The organism is Streptomyces sp. NPDC015125 (assembly GCF_043080045.1).
Lineage (GTDB): Bacteria > Actinomycetota > Actinomycetes > Streptomycetales > Streptomycetaceae > Streptomyces.
In genome coordinates this window covers 943,701-959,996 of record NZ_JBIBVF010000002.1, presented here as the reverse complement: position 1 = coordinate 959,996, position 16,296 = coordinate 943,701, and the positions used below count along the sequence as shown (strand labels likewise).

Below are 16,296 nucleotides of genomic sequence, written 5' to 3'. Positions count from 1 at the left end.
AACGCCCACCAGCACTGGTGTCTCCGCTGCCCACTGTCCGGAGCAGACCCGCCTCCAGCGTCGTGCAGTGCGCCGAGCCGTTCCTGGGCCGGCTGATTCACCAGCGCGACGATGTCGGCACGGGTCATGCCGGACCGCCGCAATCAACTCACCCCTGCCACCCCGCACGAGAGAGGCGCACCCATGACACAGCGGCCTGCCACCACCCCGTACAACAGCGGCCTGTTGAGCAACGACGCCCACCGCGAACGTGACCGCCTGGAGTCCATCCAACGCAGCGTCGACGCATTCACCACCGGCATACTCGACCGCCTTCCCGTGGAAGCGTCCTGGAACTGCCTGGAACTGGGCGCAGGCACGGGCTCCATCGCCTACTGGCTCGCCGGACGCTGCCCGGACGGACACGTAGTCGCCACCGACCTCGACACCCGCCACCTCGATGCGGACCGGGCCGTGAACCTGGAGATCCAGGAAGCCGACATCACGCACGAGGACTATGCGCCCGGCAGCTTCGACCTGATCCACGCCCGCTACCTGTTCTGCCATCTCCCGGAACGGGACGACATGATCGCGCGGGCCACCCGCTGGCTCTCCCCCGGTGGCTGGCTCGTCATCGAAGAGCCCTATCACCTGCCGGCCGACACCTCGCCCTTCCCCCTGGTCCAGCGCATCCTCGACGCCTATCAGCGCACATACCGCGAACACGGCGCCGATATGACCTGGGCCCGGGCCCTGCCCGCCCTCCTCGCCCGCAACGCGCTGACCGAGGTGGCCTTCGCCGGAAACCTCGGCTGCATGGGCGGGCTCGGCAAGGACCGCTGGCTCCCGCTCATCACCCAGGCGGCCCCCGGCCTCCTCGCCGACGGCCTCATCACCGAAGCCGACCTGACCGAGTTCGCCACCCTGCTCGAAGACCCGGCGTTCATCGACATCCCGCAGGTCACCATCTCCGCCTGGGGCCGCCGCCCCGGCGCCACCCCGAACACGCCGGCCTGAGCAGGAAAGCCGACCGGCCCCGGCCTTCCGCTTGCAGCTCGGGCACAGGCAACGGCACAGGCACAGGGAAGGGCACGGGACAGTGGCCACCGCCTTCGTCTTGCCCCTGGGGTCCCGGCCCGGCTTCGCCTACCTCCCCCGCCTCCCCCGCCTCCCCCGCCTCCCCCATCTCCCCCACCTCCCCGGCCTCCCCCGCCGCCGCGCCTGCCCTCCTCCCCGGCACACCGTCGGGCGGCGAGGGCCGGTACGGCCACAGCCTGGCGGCCTCTCGCCCTCCCGTGGGGCAACTGCCGTAGCACGCCTTGCCAGCGTCCAGGCGAAGCAGGATAAATATGGAGCATGAGCGGAAATCCGGGTCGTTTCCGGCGTTGGCTGAGCCGCACGCCCGGCCGTTCCGCTATTCCGGGCACGCCCCCTGCCGGGAACAGCACCGGCGACCAGCAGGACGAACACCCTGCGGGGGCCGGAGGAGCTCCTGCGGAGGACGAACACCCAGCGGAGGCCGGGGGTCGTGCGGGTGCCGGAAGTCCGCAGGGCATACGCCCCTCCGTGACCACGCGCAGCGTCGCCCGGGAAGTCTTCCTCCTCCAGCTGGTGCTCGCGGTGCTGCTGGTCGCCGCGGCAGTGGTGGCCCTCGTCGTCCAGGCCCGGCGGGACACCATGACCGACGCCCGGCACCGGACGCTCGCCGCCGCTGAGTCCTTCGCGCACTCCTGGGGGCTTCAGGAGGCGCTGAACAGCGACGATCCGACCGCGAAGCTCCAACCGCTCGCCGAGGCGGCCCGGAAGGCCTCCGGCGTCGACGCCCTCATCGTGTACAAGCTCGACGGGATCACCCTCACCCACAGCGACCCGCGGCAGATCGGCAAGCACGTCATCGGCCCGTATGCCGAGGCCGCCCGGGGCAAGCCCTTCACCCGGACCTTCCAGGGCGCCCTGGGTCTCTCCGTGGTCTCTGCGGCCCCCGTCAAGGACGCCTCGGGCAGGGTCGTCGCCCTCGTCGCCGCGCCGGTCACGGTGGAGAAGGTGCAGAAGTCGGTCAACCGGCAGTTGCCCATGTTCCTGGGCATCGCAGTCGTGGCACTGGCTCTTGCCGGCGGCGGCGCGGGGCTGGTGAGCCGTCGGCTGCGCCGACAGACCCACGGTCTGGGACCGGCCGAGATGACCCGGATGTACGAGCACCACGATGCCGTCCTGCATGCGGTGCGGGAGGGTGTCCTCATCGTCGGGCGCGACGGGCGGCTGTTGCTGGCCAACGACGAGGCACGGCGGCTGCTGGACCTGCCGGCGGAAGCGGAGGGACGCCATGTCGGCGACCTGGGGCTGGCCCCCCGCACCGCCGAACTCCTGGCGTCGGACCGCAGCGCCACCGACGAGGTGCACCTGGCCCAGGACAGACTGCTGGCGCTCAACAAGCGGTCCACCACCACCCACGGAGCCCACCAGGGAAGCGTGGTGACCCTGCGCGACACCACCGAACTGAGGTGGCTGTCAGGGCGCGCCGAGGTCGCGCGCGAGCGGCTCCGGCTCCTCTACGACGCCGGGGTACGGATCGGCTCCACGCTCAATGTCGTCCGCACGGCCGAGGAACTGGCGCAGGTGGCGGTCCCCCGGTTCGCCGACATCGTCACCGTCGAGCTGCTGGACCCGGTCCTGAAGGGCGAGGAGCCGGCCGTGGCGGGTACCGGGCTGCGCCGGACGGCCCTCGCCGGCCTGGCGCCGGACCATCCCCTCTACCCCGTCGGCGAGCTGATCCGGTCCGTCCCGGGCGCCCCGGTGGCGGCGAATATGGACCGGGTCCGCTCCATGGTGGAGCCCGACCTGGCCGGCTCGTCCGCCTGGCGGTCCCAGGACCCGGAACGCACCCGACGCATCCTGGACCACGGGGTGCATTCCTTGGCGGTCGTACCGCTGCGCGCCCGGGGGGTGGTGCTGGGACTGGTGGACTTCTGGCGGTCGGGGGACACCCCGCCCTTCGACGACGAGGACCTGTCCTTCGCCGAGGAACTGGCGGGGCGGGCCGCGGTGGGGATCGACAACGCCCGGCGCTACACCCGCGAGCGCACGATGGCGATGACGCTGCAGCGCAGCCTGATGCCGCGCGGCCTGCCCGACCAGGACACCCTGGAGGTGGCGCACCGCTATCTCCCCGCCCAGGCCGGAGTGGGCGGGGACTGGTTCGACGTCATCCCGCTGCCCGGCGCCCGGGTGGCGCTGGTCGTCGGCGACGTCGTCGGCCACGGCCTGCATGCGGCGGCCACCATGGGCCGGCTGCGCATCGCCGTGCACAACTTCTCGGCCCTGGACCTCTCCCCCGACGAACTGCTGGGCCATCTGGACGAGCTGGTGACCCGCCTCGACGTCCAGGACGAGGACAACGACGAGGGACCGGCGATCACCGGCGCCACCTGTCTGTACGTCGTCTACGACTCCGTCTCCGGGCGGGTCACCGCGGCCACGGCCGGTCATCTGCCGCCGGCCGTGGCCTACCCCGACGGGAGGGTGGAGTTCCTGCACCCTCCGGTCTCCCCGCCGTTGGGCCTGAGCACCGGCCTGCCCTTCGAGGCCGCTGAGCTGTCGCTGCCGGAGGGCTCCCGGCTGGTGCTCTACACCGACGGGCTGATCGAGAACCGCAGCCGCGACCTGGACGCGGGACTGGAGGCACTGCGTGCGGCACTCGCCGGACCGGACCGTACGCCGGAGGACACCTGCGCCACCGTCATGCAAGCGCTGCTGCCCGCCAGGTCCACCGACGACGTCGCGCTGCTGGTGGCCCGGCCACGGCGGCTGGACCCGGCAGACGTCGCCGAGTGGGACGTGCCCCGCGACCCGGCGGCGGTGGGCCCGGTCCGCAACGCCTGCGTCCGCCAACTGGAGGCCTGGGGTCTGCAGCACATCGCCTACGGCACCGAGCTCATCCTCAGCGAACTGATCACCAACGCCATTCGATACGGCGCCGAGCCCATCCACGTGCGGCTCCTGCACACCCGCAGCACCCTGATCTCCGAGGTCTCCGACGGCAGCAGCACCTCCCCGCACATCCGCCAGGCGAAGGCCACCGACGAAGACGGCCGCGGCCTCTTCCTCGTCGCGCAGTTCGCCGAGCACTGGGGCACCCGCTACTCCCCCAGGGGCAAGACGATCTGGGCCTCACAAGCGATCGGCCCCGACGCCCTGCCCCCGGAGGAGGAGTCACCGGAGCACCTCCTCAGCCGTTGGGCGCAGGACGGGGAGTGGTGAGGCCGTGGCGCCGCGCCCACGCCCCGCACCCACGCCCGCGGAAGAACGGCATGCCTCCGTACGGGTGTGGCCGCCTGCTCGCTGCGCGCGTGGGGCCTGCCGACCGCGCGTGTGGTGCCTGCTCGCCGGGCGCGTGGTGCCTGCTCGCCGGGCCTACTCGCCGCTACGACCTGGCCCGATCACCGTCCTGGCCGGTGCCCGCAAGGGGGCAGAGTAGGCTGATCGGGACCATTCCTGCAGAGCGAAGCTTCGGGCGGTGACCGTCGCGGCGGGGTGGCGCCAGGACCGCCCGCATGGCAAGGAATCGGCGGCCCTGCGGGAGTGCCGGGGACGCCCCCTCGGTGAGCCTGCGAGGCCCCGGCGGCGTTCCGCCCCACCTCCTGGCGTGCGCCGTCGCCGACGGTGGGGCCGCTGTACGGGCCATGCGAACGCACCGTGTCATGGCCTGCCCTGGTCCGCGTCCGCCACCCGCCCGGCGGACCGCTCCCCCACCCGGCCCTGTTGGAGGCGTCGTGGCTACACATCACCGGGTCCGCGCAGGCGCCCTCCTGTGCTGTCTCGGCCTTGCGATGCCCGGTCTCGGTGCCTGCCAGGAGGCGGGACCCACCCGGCCGGTCGAACCCTCCCGGGCCGGGTCCGCCGCGGAGGTGGGCGGGACGGCGGCACTGATCAAGGCGGCGAAGAAGGAGGGCAGGCTCAACACGATCGCGCTGCCGCGCCAGTGGGCCAACTACGGCGGGTTGATCGACGGCTTCGAGAAGAAGTACGGCATCAAGGTCGTCGTCGACAATCCGTACGGCCACAGCCGCCAGGAGATCGATGCCATGAAGCGCCGCCGTGGCCAGAAGCGCGCCCCCGATGTGGTCGACCTCGGGGATTCCTTCGCCCAGACCGCGGCGCGGCAGAACCTGCTGGCCCCCTACCGGGTCGCCCAGTTCGACCAGCTCCCACCGGAGCAGAAGGACGCCGACGCCCGCTGGTACAACAACTACGGCGGCTACATCTCCATCGGCTGCGATGCCGCCCGCGTCCGGACCTGCCCCGCGTCCTTCGCGGATCTGCTCCAGCCGGAGTACAAGGGCCTGGTCTCGATGGACGGCGAACCCACGATCGCGGGATCTGCCTTCGCCGCCGTGTACGCGGCGGCACTGGCCAACGGGGGGTCGTTCGACGACATCCGGCCGGGCATCGACTTCTTCGCCCGGCTCGACAAGAGCGGCAACTACAACCGGGCCGACCCCAACCCTGCCGCGATTGCCAAGGGAAAGACGCCGATCAGTATCGAGTGGGACTACCTCAACCTGCAGCACATCGACCAACTGCGCGGTACGGACGTGAAGTGGAAGGTCTCCATTCCCTTCGACGGCAGCTTCTCGCAGTACTACGCGCAGGCGATCAACAAGGACGCCCCCCACCCGGCCGCGGCGCGGCTGTGGGAGGAGTACCTCTTCAGTCCGGAAGGCCAGAATCTCCGCCTGGTGGACTACGCCCGCCCGGTGCTGATGGCCGTCATGGCGAAGAACGGCACCCTCGACAAGGCCCTGGCCGCACGGCTGCCGACCATCGAGGGCACACCGCAGTTCCCGACCGAGGCCCAGCTGAACCAGGCGCTCCGCACCGTCCGTGAGAACTGGGCCAAAACCGTGGGCAACTGATCCACCATCGCCGGCCCGGCGAAGACGAAGAGAGGACGAAGACGCCGGCGACGACAACGGCGACAGCGACAGCGACAGCGACAGCGACAGCGACAGCGACAGCGACAGCGACAGCGACGAAGGAACTACGAAGGCGTACGACATGTCACGAAGATCGCACCGATCGGGGCCTTCGTCCGCATCGCCGACTGTGTCGAGGGACTTGTGTTCCGCTCACCGAACTCTCCGGGCCTGTTGCGGATCCCACGGAGGCCCTCCGTGAGGGCCAGGAGATCTCCGTGCGGATCATCACCGTCGATTTCGAACGGTCCCGAATCCTCCTGTCGGCCAAACCCGGCTCGTAGCTTCCGGATGCCGCACTCTCGTCCGGCCGCTCATCCACGAAGCCAGATGACAAGAGCGGCAGCGGCGATTGTGCCGAGGAAGACGTAGCCGCGCCTGTCATAACGGGTGGCCACGGCTCGGGAGTTTTGAGCTTGGTGATGGCCCTCTCCACGGTGTTGTGTTGCTTGTACCGGTCCTCGTCGAAGCCCGGTGGTCATCTGTCTCGTGATCCTCTCCGTAGGCGGGCGGCCTGGCTGTTGCTCTTCTCCGGGATCGTGTGCCGGATGCTCCGCCGACGCAGGTACTGGCGGCAGGGCCCGGTGCTGTAGGCCTTATCATCCGCGATGCCATCGGGCTTCTTGCGGGACCTGCCCAGCCCGAGCCGGGGACGCGGATCTTCTCCAGCACCGCCACGAACTGGGCGCAGTCGGCTCGCCGGCCGGGGCTGACGTGCGATTCAGGCATCGCGTACATAGGCGGTCGGAGCTTGGCCGTTCTGCGCCTGCTGCGCCCGTTCAGCCATCATTCTCGTCAACGTTTCCAGCCGCGATGTGGCGAATGCCTGGTCGTCGGTGTCATAGCCATTGATGCTCACGACAACTGTGCCGACACGCACAACTAGGTAGGCGCCGCCGGGGTGCGTACTGCTGGCGGGCCCAGCTACGGCCCAGAGTTCATCCCCGATTTTCGGCATCGGAAAGCTGGCGCCCTCCTTCTCTGCCTGTCCGTCCGGGTCCCTCGACTTCTTCACGGCGCGGAGGAAGTCGCTGGCCTTGCCCGTGTCCGTGAAACCGGCGGCAATAATGGACAGCTCGGCGTCCGGGTCCCCCATCAGATAGTCGACGGCCTCGACCGCGACCAGCCCTGGAGCTTGGCTTCTCGTCAGGTGCTCGGGTGGTTTGGGCCGTGTCCACTTTGCCGGCAGGCTTCCCGGGCCGGGAATTACCTGACGCAGATCCGCGGCGCTCAGCGCCGTCACAGCTCTTTCCTGACCGGGATCGCCCCCGGTGATCAGGCGTGTCCCGCCGTAAATTCCCAGAATGACCAGGGCGAGGAAGACCAAGGCGGCTCCGGCCAGGGACAGACGGACGTTGCGTGTGTTGTGGAATGTCACGGGTCCAAGGGCGATTGTCTGGTTACCCCGCATCGTTGTGCCGTCAATCGTGATGCTGCCAGAGGCCGAGCGTGAGGGTGCGGCTGACGGGGGCTCTTCCAAGGCGGCGGAGATCTTCCGGGCGAATTCCGGGTCGGCCTCCAACTCGGCTCGCAGCACGGATCTGAGTGAGGCTGTCGCCTCCGGGCTTCCGGGCTGGTCGTCGACTGCCTGTACTGCCGAACGGCCACGTTCATCTGTCGCGAAGCGCTCGCGCACGATGTCTGACACCGCTTGTCCCACCCCGGTTCCCACCGAAGTCAGAGCCCCGCCAGCCATCTGCGTGAAGATCTGAACCACTGTCTCAACCATCAGCACCCCCAACTGTGTGTGCAACAACGTCCATTGTTGTCGCGGGAAGGTCGCCCTGGCATCAAAAGGCTCAGCCCGGCGCACCACCTACCCAATCGCGCCAACCACCAACCCGGCGAACCTTCGCGGCCAGAGCACCAGAGCTTGTCCGCCTGATCATGTGGCTGTCTGACGTTCGGTTCGTTGTCCCTGGTATGGGGCGGGTGACTTGACGGATAAGGCGTGGGAACGGCTTGAGCCGTTCCTGCCGGTCAGCAACAACCGTTGTGGCCGGTGGCGGGATCACCGGCAGGTGATCGACAGCCGGGCCGCCCGCCTGCGCAAAGGCTCACGCGGGGGACGACCACCCGGTTTCGACACCGAGCGCTACAGGAAACGCAACACCGTCGAATGAGCGATCAACAAAATCAACTAGGCGCCAGGCCTTCTTCTCGCCACGAGCCATCCGCAGACGGTAACTGCCTCTCAGGCCACCTCGTAGGGCAAATTCTCGTACACCCACCACCGGAATGAGGAGATCGATCGACGCCTTCAACGCCCCCTCATCACCAAGCCGTTGGCGGATCGTGCGACCGCCGTGGCCTCCAGGCACCGTCGCGGTAGGTGAGCCGCGGCTGCACCCGCTGGGCCATGGCGACTGGACCGGCTCCGCCCCGGCCACACTCATCGCCGTGGGAGGTCCGGCTCCCGGGGCGGCACGCGCCATCGGGCGGCTGCTTGGCGAATGATGCGCATTCATTGAGACTATGGAGGAATGTCCTCGACGTGCTGCCAGGAGGTCGACGTGCCAGCCCTGCCCCCTCAGTCCGCCCAGCCGGAGCGCGTACCCGTAGCGCTCACCGAGGCTGACGAGCAGCATGCCGTCCTGACCTTCTCCGGCATCCTGGACGCTCAGGCTCTGCCCGAACTGGAAGAGCTCCTCATTGACCGGCGCCTGCGGCAGGCAGGTACCTGGGTGTGGAACATGAGCGGCCTTGAGCGGATCGGCCTCGCGTGCGCCTACGCCCTGCTCCGCGCGGTCACACATGCGCCGGAGACGGTCTCCGTCACCATCCGCGGTGCCCGCCGTGCCGTTCTGCGCACCCTGCGGCATGCCGGTCTCGACATCGTCGTGACCATCGAGGAGTAGCGGAGCCGGCATAGGGCGGTTACTGCGGCCAGGCGGCGGCAGCGACCCCCTTTCCGAAAGGGTCCCGAGCCACGGTCATGTCGTCGGCGGCCCCCTTCACCTGACGCGGTCCAACTGTCTCCCGAGGCACGGGGGCAACGATGAACCCCGACCAGAGCGCCGCCGTCGGCTTCACCCTCACGGAAGCCCACCTTGAGCCCGCCGAGCCCGGCGGTGTCGAGTCCGCCCTCACCGACGCCGGATTCGCCGACCGGATCACCCTGACCGACCTGCGCCACGCACCGCGCGACGCCCAGGGGCACCACTGCTCCACGGGATCCGGTCCCAGAGCTCTTACCTGAGCACCCAGGTCCCTGAAGCGTTCGATGCCGTGCTCGCCGTCCCGGCAGCCACCCGGGACAGCACAAGTGCGCTTCTGATCACCCCGAACCGGCAGGCGGACCTCCGGGCCTCCGACCAGGAGACACGCCTGCCTACAGCCCAGAGGGGACACGCTCGGTGTCCCTCTATCGGTCGCGGCCGAAGCGGACGAGATTCCCGTTCGATCTCGCACGCGGGACAGGACAGGTTCGCACTCGGCACAGTGCTGCCGCCCGCGCTGGTCCGCCGGTTTCTGCGGTGCCGTCGGCAGTCCTTCCCCGCTCGATCTGCGCCCGTGTCACGACTGGCCGCTGCTCGTCGACGACACCGCGATCAGGAAGTGACCGCGGCGGTCAGACCATAGTCCAGCTCTGCACCGTCGACGAGCACCGCTTCGACCGTGCGCGTACGGGGGTCGATGTCGGCCACGATCCCGTTCCCGGCGTAGCGGGGGTAGCCCGAGGCGCCCGTCTCGCCTGTCGCCTCGACGACCGCCGATCGTACGGCTGAGTCCTCCGCGGGGGCACCGCCTCTGTCCTCAATGTGTTCAGGGATCAACAAGATCTTGAAGCGCTGCGGCTCTGTAGTCACGCTCCGATATTTAAATGCCTGTGCCACCAGCCGTGGGACAGGCGCGCGGCATGGCGTCGGTCGGTGCTGTGCCGCCGTCGACGCGCGACCTCGATGGACTGCTGGGCCGAATGAGTGCCTTCGGCATGCGCCGGCCGCGGCGGAGGTACGTGGTGCGGGTGAGCAGGGGCAGGACGCACATCGCCCACCTCGCCGCCACCGTCCTCATCTGCACCCAGGCTGATCGCTGGTCACTGGTCACTGGTCATTGGTCACTGATCGCTAGTCACTGATCACCGACCACTGATCGGCGCTCACTGATCACTGATCGCCGATCAAAGAGGCAGAACCTAACCGATGTCGGGCTCGGACCGTACCTCGATCCGGTCCCCCGTCCGCTCCATTTCCAGGACGACGAGCTCGTTGTGCCCACGCCGCCACAGATGGCTCGGCGCGTACAGGGTGATCTGCGGCCCGAGGGACCAGTACCGGCCGAGCGCGAACCCGTTGAGCCACACCATGCCCTTGTCCCAGCCCGGAAAGGCGAGGAAGCCGTCCGCGGGGGTGTCGACATGGACCCGGGCCCGGTGGAACGCGGGGCCGGTCGGCGTGTCTGTGCTGCGGAACTTCAAAACCGAGAGGTTGTCGAGAGGCAGCCGGCGGATCTCCCAGTCGCTCAGTTCCTCGTCGCCGAGGAGAACCTTGCCGCTGATTCCCTTGGGGTCGTTGAGTCCCTGGCCGAAGTTGATCCGTCCGGTGGGATCGACCACGAGATCGAGGGTGCTGGACGCGCCGGCCACGGTGAAGTCGACGGTGTGGGCCGGCTGGTTGCGGTCGAAGGTTCCGATGCGCTTGCCGTCACCGAACACCAGCGCACGGTCGCCCAGGCCCGTGATCCTCAAGCCCCTGGTCCCCTGCGGCCCCCGCACCCGAGTGCGGTAGTGGATCAGCCCGTACGGCTGCCCGAGCGCCTCCATGTGGACGGGAGTGGTATGCCGTAGCGGAGTGCCCAGCACATCGAGCGCGTCCATCAACGGCACCGACTCGCGGACCGCCACCCTCTGGGCCGGCATGCGGCGCGGCGTGGCCGGCAGGGGCGTGCTCGGCAAGGTGGTGTACTTGGCCAGCACCTCACGCACCTTGTGGAACTTCTCGGTGAGTTCACCGGATTCACTGATCGGGGAGTCGTAGTCGTAGCTGGTGACGGTGGGCTGGTAGTCGCTGCCGGTCAGGTTGGCACCCGCGGTCCAGCCGAAGTTCGTTCCGCCCACGGCCATATAGAAGTTGATGGACGCGCCCGCTTCGAGAAGCTTCTCCACGTCGGCAGCGGTCTGCGCCGGGTCGGTGGTGTGGTGCGGTTCTCCCCAGTGGTCGAACCAGCCGTCCCAGAACTCGGTGCAGAACAACGGCTTGTCCGGCTGGAATCTGCGCAGCTCCGCGAAGGGCCCGGTGGGGTCCCCGGCGAAGTTGACGGTCGACAGGAGGTCGGGAAGGCTGCCGGCCTTGAGCGCCTCCTGGGTGGCCCCGTTGGAGCAGAACAGCAGGCTGTCCACGCCCTGTGCCCGCATGGTGTCCCGCAGATGTTCCAGGTGGGCGTGGTCGTCGCCGTAACTGCCGTACTCGTTCTCGACCTGCATGGCGATGATGGGCCCGCCGCGTGTGGCCTGCAGATCCACGAACCGCGGCAGCAGTTCGGCGAACCAGGCGTCAACCGCCTTCTCGTAGGCGGGATCGGAGCGGCGCAGCGGCGCATCCTTGTCCTTGAGGAGCCAGGCCGGCAGGCCGCCGAAGTCCCATTCCGCGCAGATGTACGGACCCGGTCGCACGATCACCTTGAGCCCGGCCTCGTCCGCGGTCCGTACGAAGGCGGCGACATCGCGCCATCCGGTGAAGTCGGCCTTCTTCTCGTGCGGTTGGTGGAAGTTCCAGGCGACGTAGGTCTCCACCGTGTTGAGGCCCATGGCCCGCATCCGCAGCAACCGGTCGCGCCAGTCCTTGGGATGCGTACGGAAGTAGTGGAAGGCGCCCGAGAGGATCCGGAACGGCTCGCCGTCCAGCAGGAATTCGTTCCCGCGGATGGTCAGCCCCCGGGGACTGTCGGCCTGGGCGAGGGTCATACGGCCGCCGCCGAGGGCGACACCCACGGACGCGCCCCCCACCACGGCCGCGCTCAGAAATCTACGTCGGCTGAACTGCGTCATCTCTGCTCTCCTCGACTCGACCGGCGTCTCTCAAGGTTCGAACATGTTCAGTGGTGCGCGCTTCTGTGCATTGAGAGTGTTATGTAGAACAGAATCGAGCACAAGGGTTCGTGACGGAGCACAGTGAACCCGGTGGGCGGGGAAACGGAGGGTGTACGAAAGGCATCGCCCGTGATCTGCGGTGTTCCCTTCGCTACGTACCTGCACCGGGCTGCCCCAACTCTTCCGAACACGCGGTGGCCCACCCGTAGCGCCGTCGTTCACGAAACCGGGAACGTCTGCAGGGCGCTCGCGTCCAATTCCCTCGACAGGGCACGAAACGGGGTGGCAGGCTGCGGGCATGACCTACGGAATCGAGTTCTCCCCCGCCCGGTGAGCGCCCAGGAAGAGCGCGACGCGCTCACCCTCCCGTCCGCCCTGTACGACTACGCTCTGCATGTGCTGCGCGAGTCCCCCGAAGGGGTCCCGCCCCGGCGTGGTTTCTCCCTCGCTCAACAGCCCGAACCGGCTGAGATCCCGCTGTCCCTCGAAGAGGCGCAGAGCGCCATCCAAGACGCGCTCAACCCTCTGCCGGACGACTCGGCCACCCTGCACCGCCACTTCGCGCGGCTGGGTATCCGGGACTGCCACATGCACCTGATGCTGATCCGGTCTGCCGTCGCCGGGCTGCCGTTGCCGGCCGGGCAGGGCGAGGCGGCCCGGTCCCTGGCCCGGCAGCTCACGCGGACCGGCACCTCCGCGCCCGCCGTCACCGCAGGCCTCGCCCTGCTCACCCGCCTCGGCACACCCGAGGATATCCCGTACCTCTCCGTTCTCGGCCTGCTCCGGAAGTTCACCCGCCCGGCTGTCGACGCCCTCGACGCCCTGGACCCCCGGAGCGCAGCCGTCGTCTGGCTCGCCGTCTACGCGCGCCGTGACGAGCTGCGGCCACTCTTCCGCGCCCTGTGGAGGGACGAACGGGACGCCATCCGTGCGGAGTTGGTTGCGTTCCCCGCTGACCCCCGACTTCTCAACACCACGGTCGCCCGCCGGATCGCAGAGGCAGCCCGGCTGCCCGACTTGCTCGGCCGACACCCCTCCGACACGGCTCTGCTCGCCCGGGCGGGCAGGCTCCTGGTCCGGATGGGGTGCTCGCGTGACGCCCCGACCGACCTCCTCGCCTACCGCGACGCGCTCACCTTGTACGCGAGCGTCGCGACACGGGCCGACCTCCTGCCCCCCACCCTCGACAACCGCGCCACCCTGCTCTCGCTCGCCCTGGACCTGAGCAGTGGTCCCGGCGTGCTGCTGAACTGGCCCCCCGGACGGCGTGTGACGCTGTTGACGTCGCTGGGATGGCTGCTGGCCGACCCCCGATGGGCCTCGCTGCCGGAGACCGAAGCGGGCGGGGCGGACCAGCGGCTGCGGGCCGGGTGGATCCGGCGCACCGGTCGGCAACCCTTCAGGCGCCCGGCGCCCACCGGCAGGCTGCGCGTCGAGGTGGTGGCGGGCGATCCCGTGGACCGGGAACCCGTCGAGACGCGCATCCTCCTCGACGGGCGTCCCGTGGTCCCGGCGTTCTTCGCCCGCGGTCCCGCCCACAGCCCTGAATACCTGCTGGACGAAGGCCGGCTCCGGGCCGGTTCGGAGCCCAGCGAGGTGCAGCTCGCGGAGGCATCCTGTACCGAGGGATGCTGCGGCGCGCTGTACGTCACCATCCGACGCGACGGAGACCAGGTGGTGTGGGAGAACTGGCGGCGACCGTCCACCATGCCGGGTTCCCGGGCGCCGGCGCCCGAACTAGCTGCCTACCGGTTCGACGCCGCGGCTTACGACGCGGAGATCGCCCGGGCCGAGACCGACCGCTCCTGGTCCTGGCCGGCCCGCACCTCGGCCCGCCTGATCAAGGCCGGACTGATGGAACGGCCGGACCTCCTGAGCCGGTGGGACGCGAAACGGGGCTGGATCAGCAGCGGCTTCGACGACCCGGATACCACCGTGGTGACCTTCGTGTACGCGCCGGGACTCGGCTCCGGGAAACCGGACGGCATTTTCCTCCGGTTCCGTTGGGTCGTGCCGGACGACGGCACCCCACCCGAGGCACAGGCCACCGCCGCCCTGAACCGGCTGGCCGAGGAGGACCCGAAAACCTACGGCCAGGTGTGCGGCGGCACCCGCGAACGCGCCGAAGAACTCGGCTTCTCCTGGCCGGATAGCGCCTGAACGCCCGGCCACAACCGCCCGCAGATCCCGCGGCACACACCGCCGAGTTGCGGAACCGCAGGCGACCTCGGCCGGCCGCCAGCGACCGAGGTCGCCTGCGGCTTCGGGAGTCGACGTTCGCGACCGGACGACTACGGACGAAGGTCACCAAGGCGTCGGCAGCCGGGACGACGGGCCGGCGATGGCCTTCAAGCTCGTCGAGCCCGCCCAGGCCGTCCGACGACCACAGGCCCTGGCTCGACGGTCTGCCGCCCGCACGGTGGTGCAGACCGTTCACCGAGTGACAGGTCGGCTCACCCGCGGAATCCACACCGCCGCCGGGACCGAGCCGTCCGGGAAAGCCGGTAGCTGATCCGAGGGAGCCGACCGCTGGCCGCGACTCTTTTCATCAGGCCAATAGCTCCAGCACCCGGTCGGCTTGCCGTTCCACCGTGCCAGGAGGATTCCTCGGATGCTCCGTTTGCTCGCTCGCCAGCAGGAACAGCCAGACCAGGGCAAGCAGTCGGCGGCTCTCCCACAGACATGCGGTCTCCGCGGGTGACAGGTCGAAATGCTCCAGGAAAGCCGAGACGTCAAAGGGGTGCTCCACCCAACTGCCCACATGCTCGGTAATCTCCGCGAGCTCGAAGGCACGGTCGCTGCGGCCTGAGTCCTCGAAGTCGACGATCTGGACCCGGAAGCCGTCCCACAGGTAGTTCGCGAGATTGCCGTCACCCGGGCCGAAGACCGGTGAAATCTGACCGCGAGCGTCAGCTCCCAGCCCCGACCGGGCCAGCCAGTCCAACCCGGCGTCCATGGCCTGCCTCACCCGTCCTTCGGCTTGAGGGCGAACCCTCACCGCCCACTCATCGAGGTGGCCGACGAGCTCGCTTTGGCGCCCCGGCCTGAGCGGGAGCCTGCAGACGACATCGGCCGGCACAGCCTCATACAGAGTGGTCACCGCCTTGGCCAAGGCTTCGATCTTTTCGCCCTCCACAGCAGTGCCACGCAAAGGGGCCCCGGCAAGTCGAGACATCACCACAACCGGTTCAGAAGCTGCGAGGTCGGCCTCCCGAGGTTCCGGAGCCAGCCCCGGAGCGTACGTGGCCAATAAGGACAAAGCCCTCCACTCCCGCTTGGCGCGACCGCCATCCTTCCTCGGGAACCGCTTGATCACACGGTCACCGGTCATCTCGATCGAGTGGGTTCCCCATCGGCTAGAGCTCATACGAAGGGATCCTGTCAGGCCCTCCCCCAGGGCGCTGCCGCTCAAGGTGAACGAAGCCACTCGCCGTCAGCCCTTGGGTGGGGCGTCGTTGGCCTCGTCCAGAAGGTGAGGCCCGTTATTGCGTACGTCGTTGACCGCGGTGGAGACGGCGCGGGCGTCCAGGTGTCCCGCGGCGGGGGCGGTGAGCAGGGCTCGGAGCTCGCCGGGGTCCTGGTGGGCGGGGTCGAGCCAGGTGTTCCAGTCGCCGGGGGCGATGGTCAGCGGCATCCGCGGGTGGACGCGTCCGGCGGCGTCGGTGGCCTCGGTGGTGATGATCGTGCAGGTGGTCCACCACGCCCCCGGAGCATGGTCATCGGAGACGTCGGGGGCGCGCCAGAACTCGTACAGGCCGGCGAGCGCCATGACCTGGCCGTCCTCGGCGCTGATGAAGTACGGCTGCTTGCGGGCCTTGGCCGTCTCGGTCGCCGCGACGGCCTGCCATTCGTAGAATCCGTCCGCCGGCAGCAGGCACCTGCGCTTGGCGAAGGCTCGGCGGTAGGCCGGCTTCTCCGCGACCGTCTCCACCCGGGCATTGATCATCTTCGCACCGACGCTCAGGCTCTTCGCCCACGAAGGCACCAGCCCCCAGCGCAGCGGCCGCAACTGCCGGGTGACCTCACCGGTGTCGTGCTCGACGCGTTCCAGCACCGACCACACCTCATCGGTCGGGGCCACGTTCCAGCTCGGGCCGAGCACCTGGCCGGGGTCCCAGCGCGTCACGTCGAACTGGTCGACCAGATCCTGCGGACGGCGGGTGGAGACATATCGACCGCACATACCGTCCACCTTGCCACGCCACTGGCCATGGGCCCGGTCACCCACGCCTTCTCGCCCACGCCTCCGTCTCCGTCTCCGTCTCCGCCTGACATCAGGGCTGCCCACGGGCCGGGAGACCGGCTCAGGTGGAT

Annotated in this window: 11 protein-coding genes; 6 read left to right on the top strand and 5 right to left on the bottom strand. The window is 69.2% G+C overall.

The window, feature by feature from the left end; all coding sequences use genetic code 11:
- Window positions 1–183: 183 nt before the first annotated feature.
- The 3 genes from ACF088_RS09705 (at window position 184) to ACF088_RS09695 (ending at window position 5,891) form a co-directional block, all read left to right on the top strand.
- Window positions 184–996: a class I SAM-dependent methyltransferase gene (locus tag ACF088_RS09705; RefSeq protein ID WP_392374885.1), complete on the top strand. Its 813-nt coding sequence runs from the start codon at window positions 184–186 to the stop codon at window positions 994–996.
- 339 nt (window positions 997–1,335) lie between these two features.
- Window positions 1,336–4,236 (top strand): SpoIIE family protein phosphatase, encoded by a 2,901-nt coding sequence (locus ACF088_RS09700; protein WP_392374884.1) that lies wholly within the window; start codon window positions 1,336–1,338, stop codon window positions 4,234–4,236.
- 569 nt (window positions 4,237–4,805) lie between these two features.
- The gene (locus ACF088_RS09695; RefSeq protein WP_392375016.1) at window positions 4,806–5,891 is read left to right on the top strand and encodes an ABC transporter substrate-binding protein; all 1,086 of its coding nucleotides are present in this window, start codon (window positions 4,806–4,808) and stop codon (window positions 5,889–5,891) included.
- Window positions 5,892–6,672: 781 nt separating this feature from the next.
- On the opposite strand, the gene ACF088_RS09690 is transcribed toward ACF088_RS09695, so the two are convergent.
- Window positions 6,673–7,686 (bottom strand): hypothetical protein, encoded by a 1,014-nt coding sequence (locus tag ACF088_RS09690; protein WP_392374883.1) that lies wholly within the window; start codon window positions 7,684–7,686, stop codon window positions 6,673–6,675.
- Between the two features lie 778 nt (window positions 7,687–8,464).
- On the opposite strand from ACF088_RS09690, the gene ACF088_RS09685 reads away from it, so the two are divergent.
- Both ACF088_RS09685 and ACF088_RS09680 read left to right on the top strand, forming a co-directional pair.
- Window positions 8,465–8,809 (top strand): STAS domain-containing protein, encoded by a 345-nt coding sequence (locus ACF088_RS09685; protein ID WP_392374882.1) that lies wholly within the window; start codon window positions 8,465–8,467, stop codon window positions 8,807–8,809.
- 140 nt (window positions 8,810–8,949) lie between these two features.
- Complete coding sequence (locus ACF088_RS09680) at window positions 8,950–9,150, top strand: hypothetical protein (protein ID WP_392374880.1); 201 nt, start codon at window positions 8,950–8,952, stop codon at window positions 9,148–9,150.
- A gap of 352 nt (window positions 9,151–9,502) precedes the next feature.
- On the opposite strand, the gene ACF088_RS09675 is transcribed toward ACF088_RS09680, so the two are convergent.
- Window positions 9,503–9,760: a hypothetical protein gene (locus ACF088_RS09675; protein WP_392374879.1), complete on the bottom strand. Its 258-nt coding sequence runs from the start codon at window positions 9,758–9,760 to the stop codon at window positions 9,503–9,505.
- 329 nt (window positions 9,761–10,089) lie between these two features.
- Window positions 10,090–11,940, bottom strand: coding sequence for a beta-galactosidase family protein (locus ACF088_RS09670; RefSeq protein WP_392374878.1), 1,851 nt, complete (start codon window positions 11,938–11,940; stop codon window positions 10,090–10,092).
- A 372-nt stretch (window positions 11,941–12,312) separates the two neighbouring features.
- Between ACF088_RS09670 and ACF088_RS09665 the strand changes: the two genes are divergently transcribed.
- A complete protein-coding gene (locus tag ACF088_RS09665) occupies window positions 12,313–14,142 on the top strand; it encodes a hypothetical protein (RefSeq protein ID WP_392374877.1) in 1,830 nt (609 codons plus the stop codon).
- A 388-nt stretch (window positions 14,143–14,530) separates the two neighbouring features.
- Here ACF088_RS09665 and ACF088_RS09660 read toward each other — a convergent pair whose 3' ends face one another.
- Together ACF088_RS09660 and ACF088_RS09655 are read right to left on the bottom strand one after the other, a co-directional pair.
- Window positions 14,531–15,313, bottom strand: a complete 783-nt coding sequence (locus tag ACF088_RS09660) for a phosphotransferase (protein WP_392374876.1) — start codon at window positions 15,311–15,313, stop codon at window positions 14,531–14,533.
- Window positions 15,314–15,415: 102 nt separating this feature from the next.
- Window positions 15,416–16,165, bottom strand: coding sequence for an SOS response-associated peptidase (locus tag ACF088_RS09655; RefSeq protein WP_392374875.1), 750 nt, complete (start codon window positions 16,163–16,165; stop codon window positions 15,416–15,418).
- Between the last annotated feature and the right edge of the window lie 131 nt (window positions 16,166–16,296).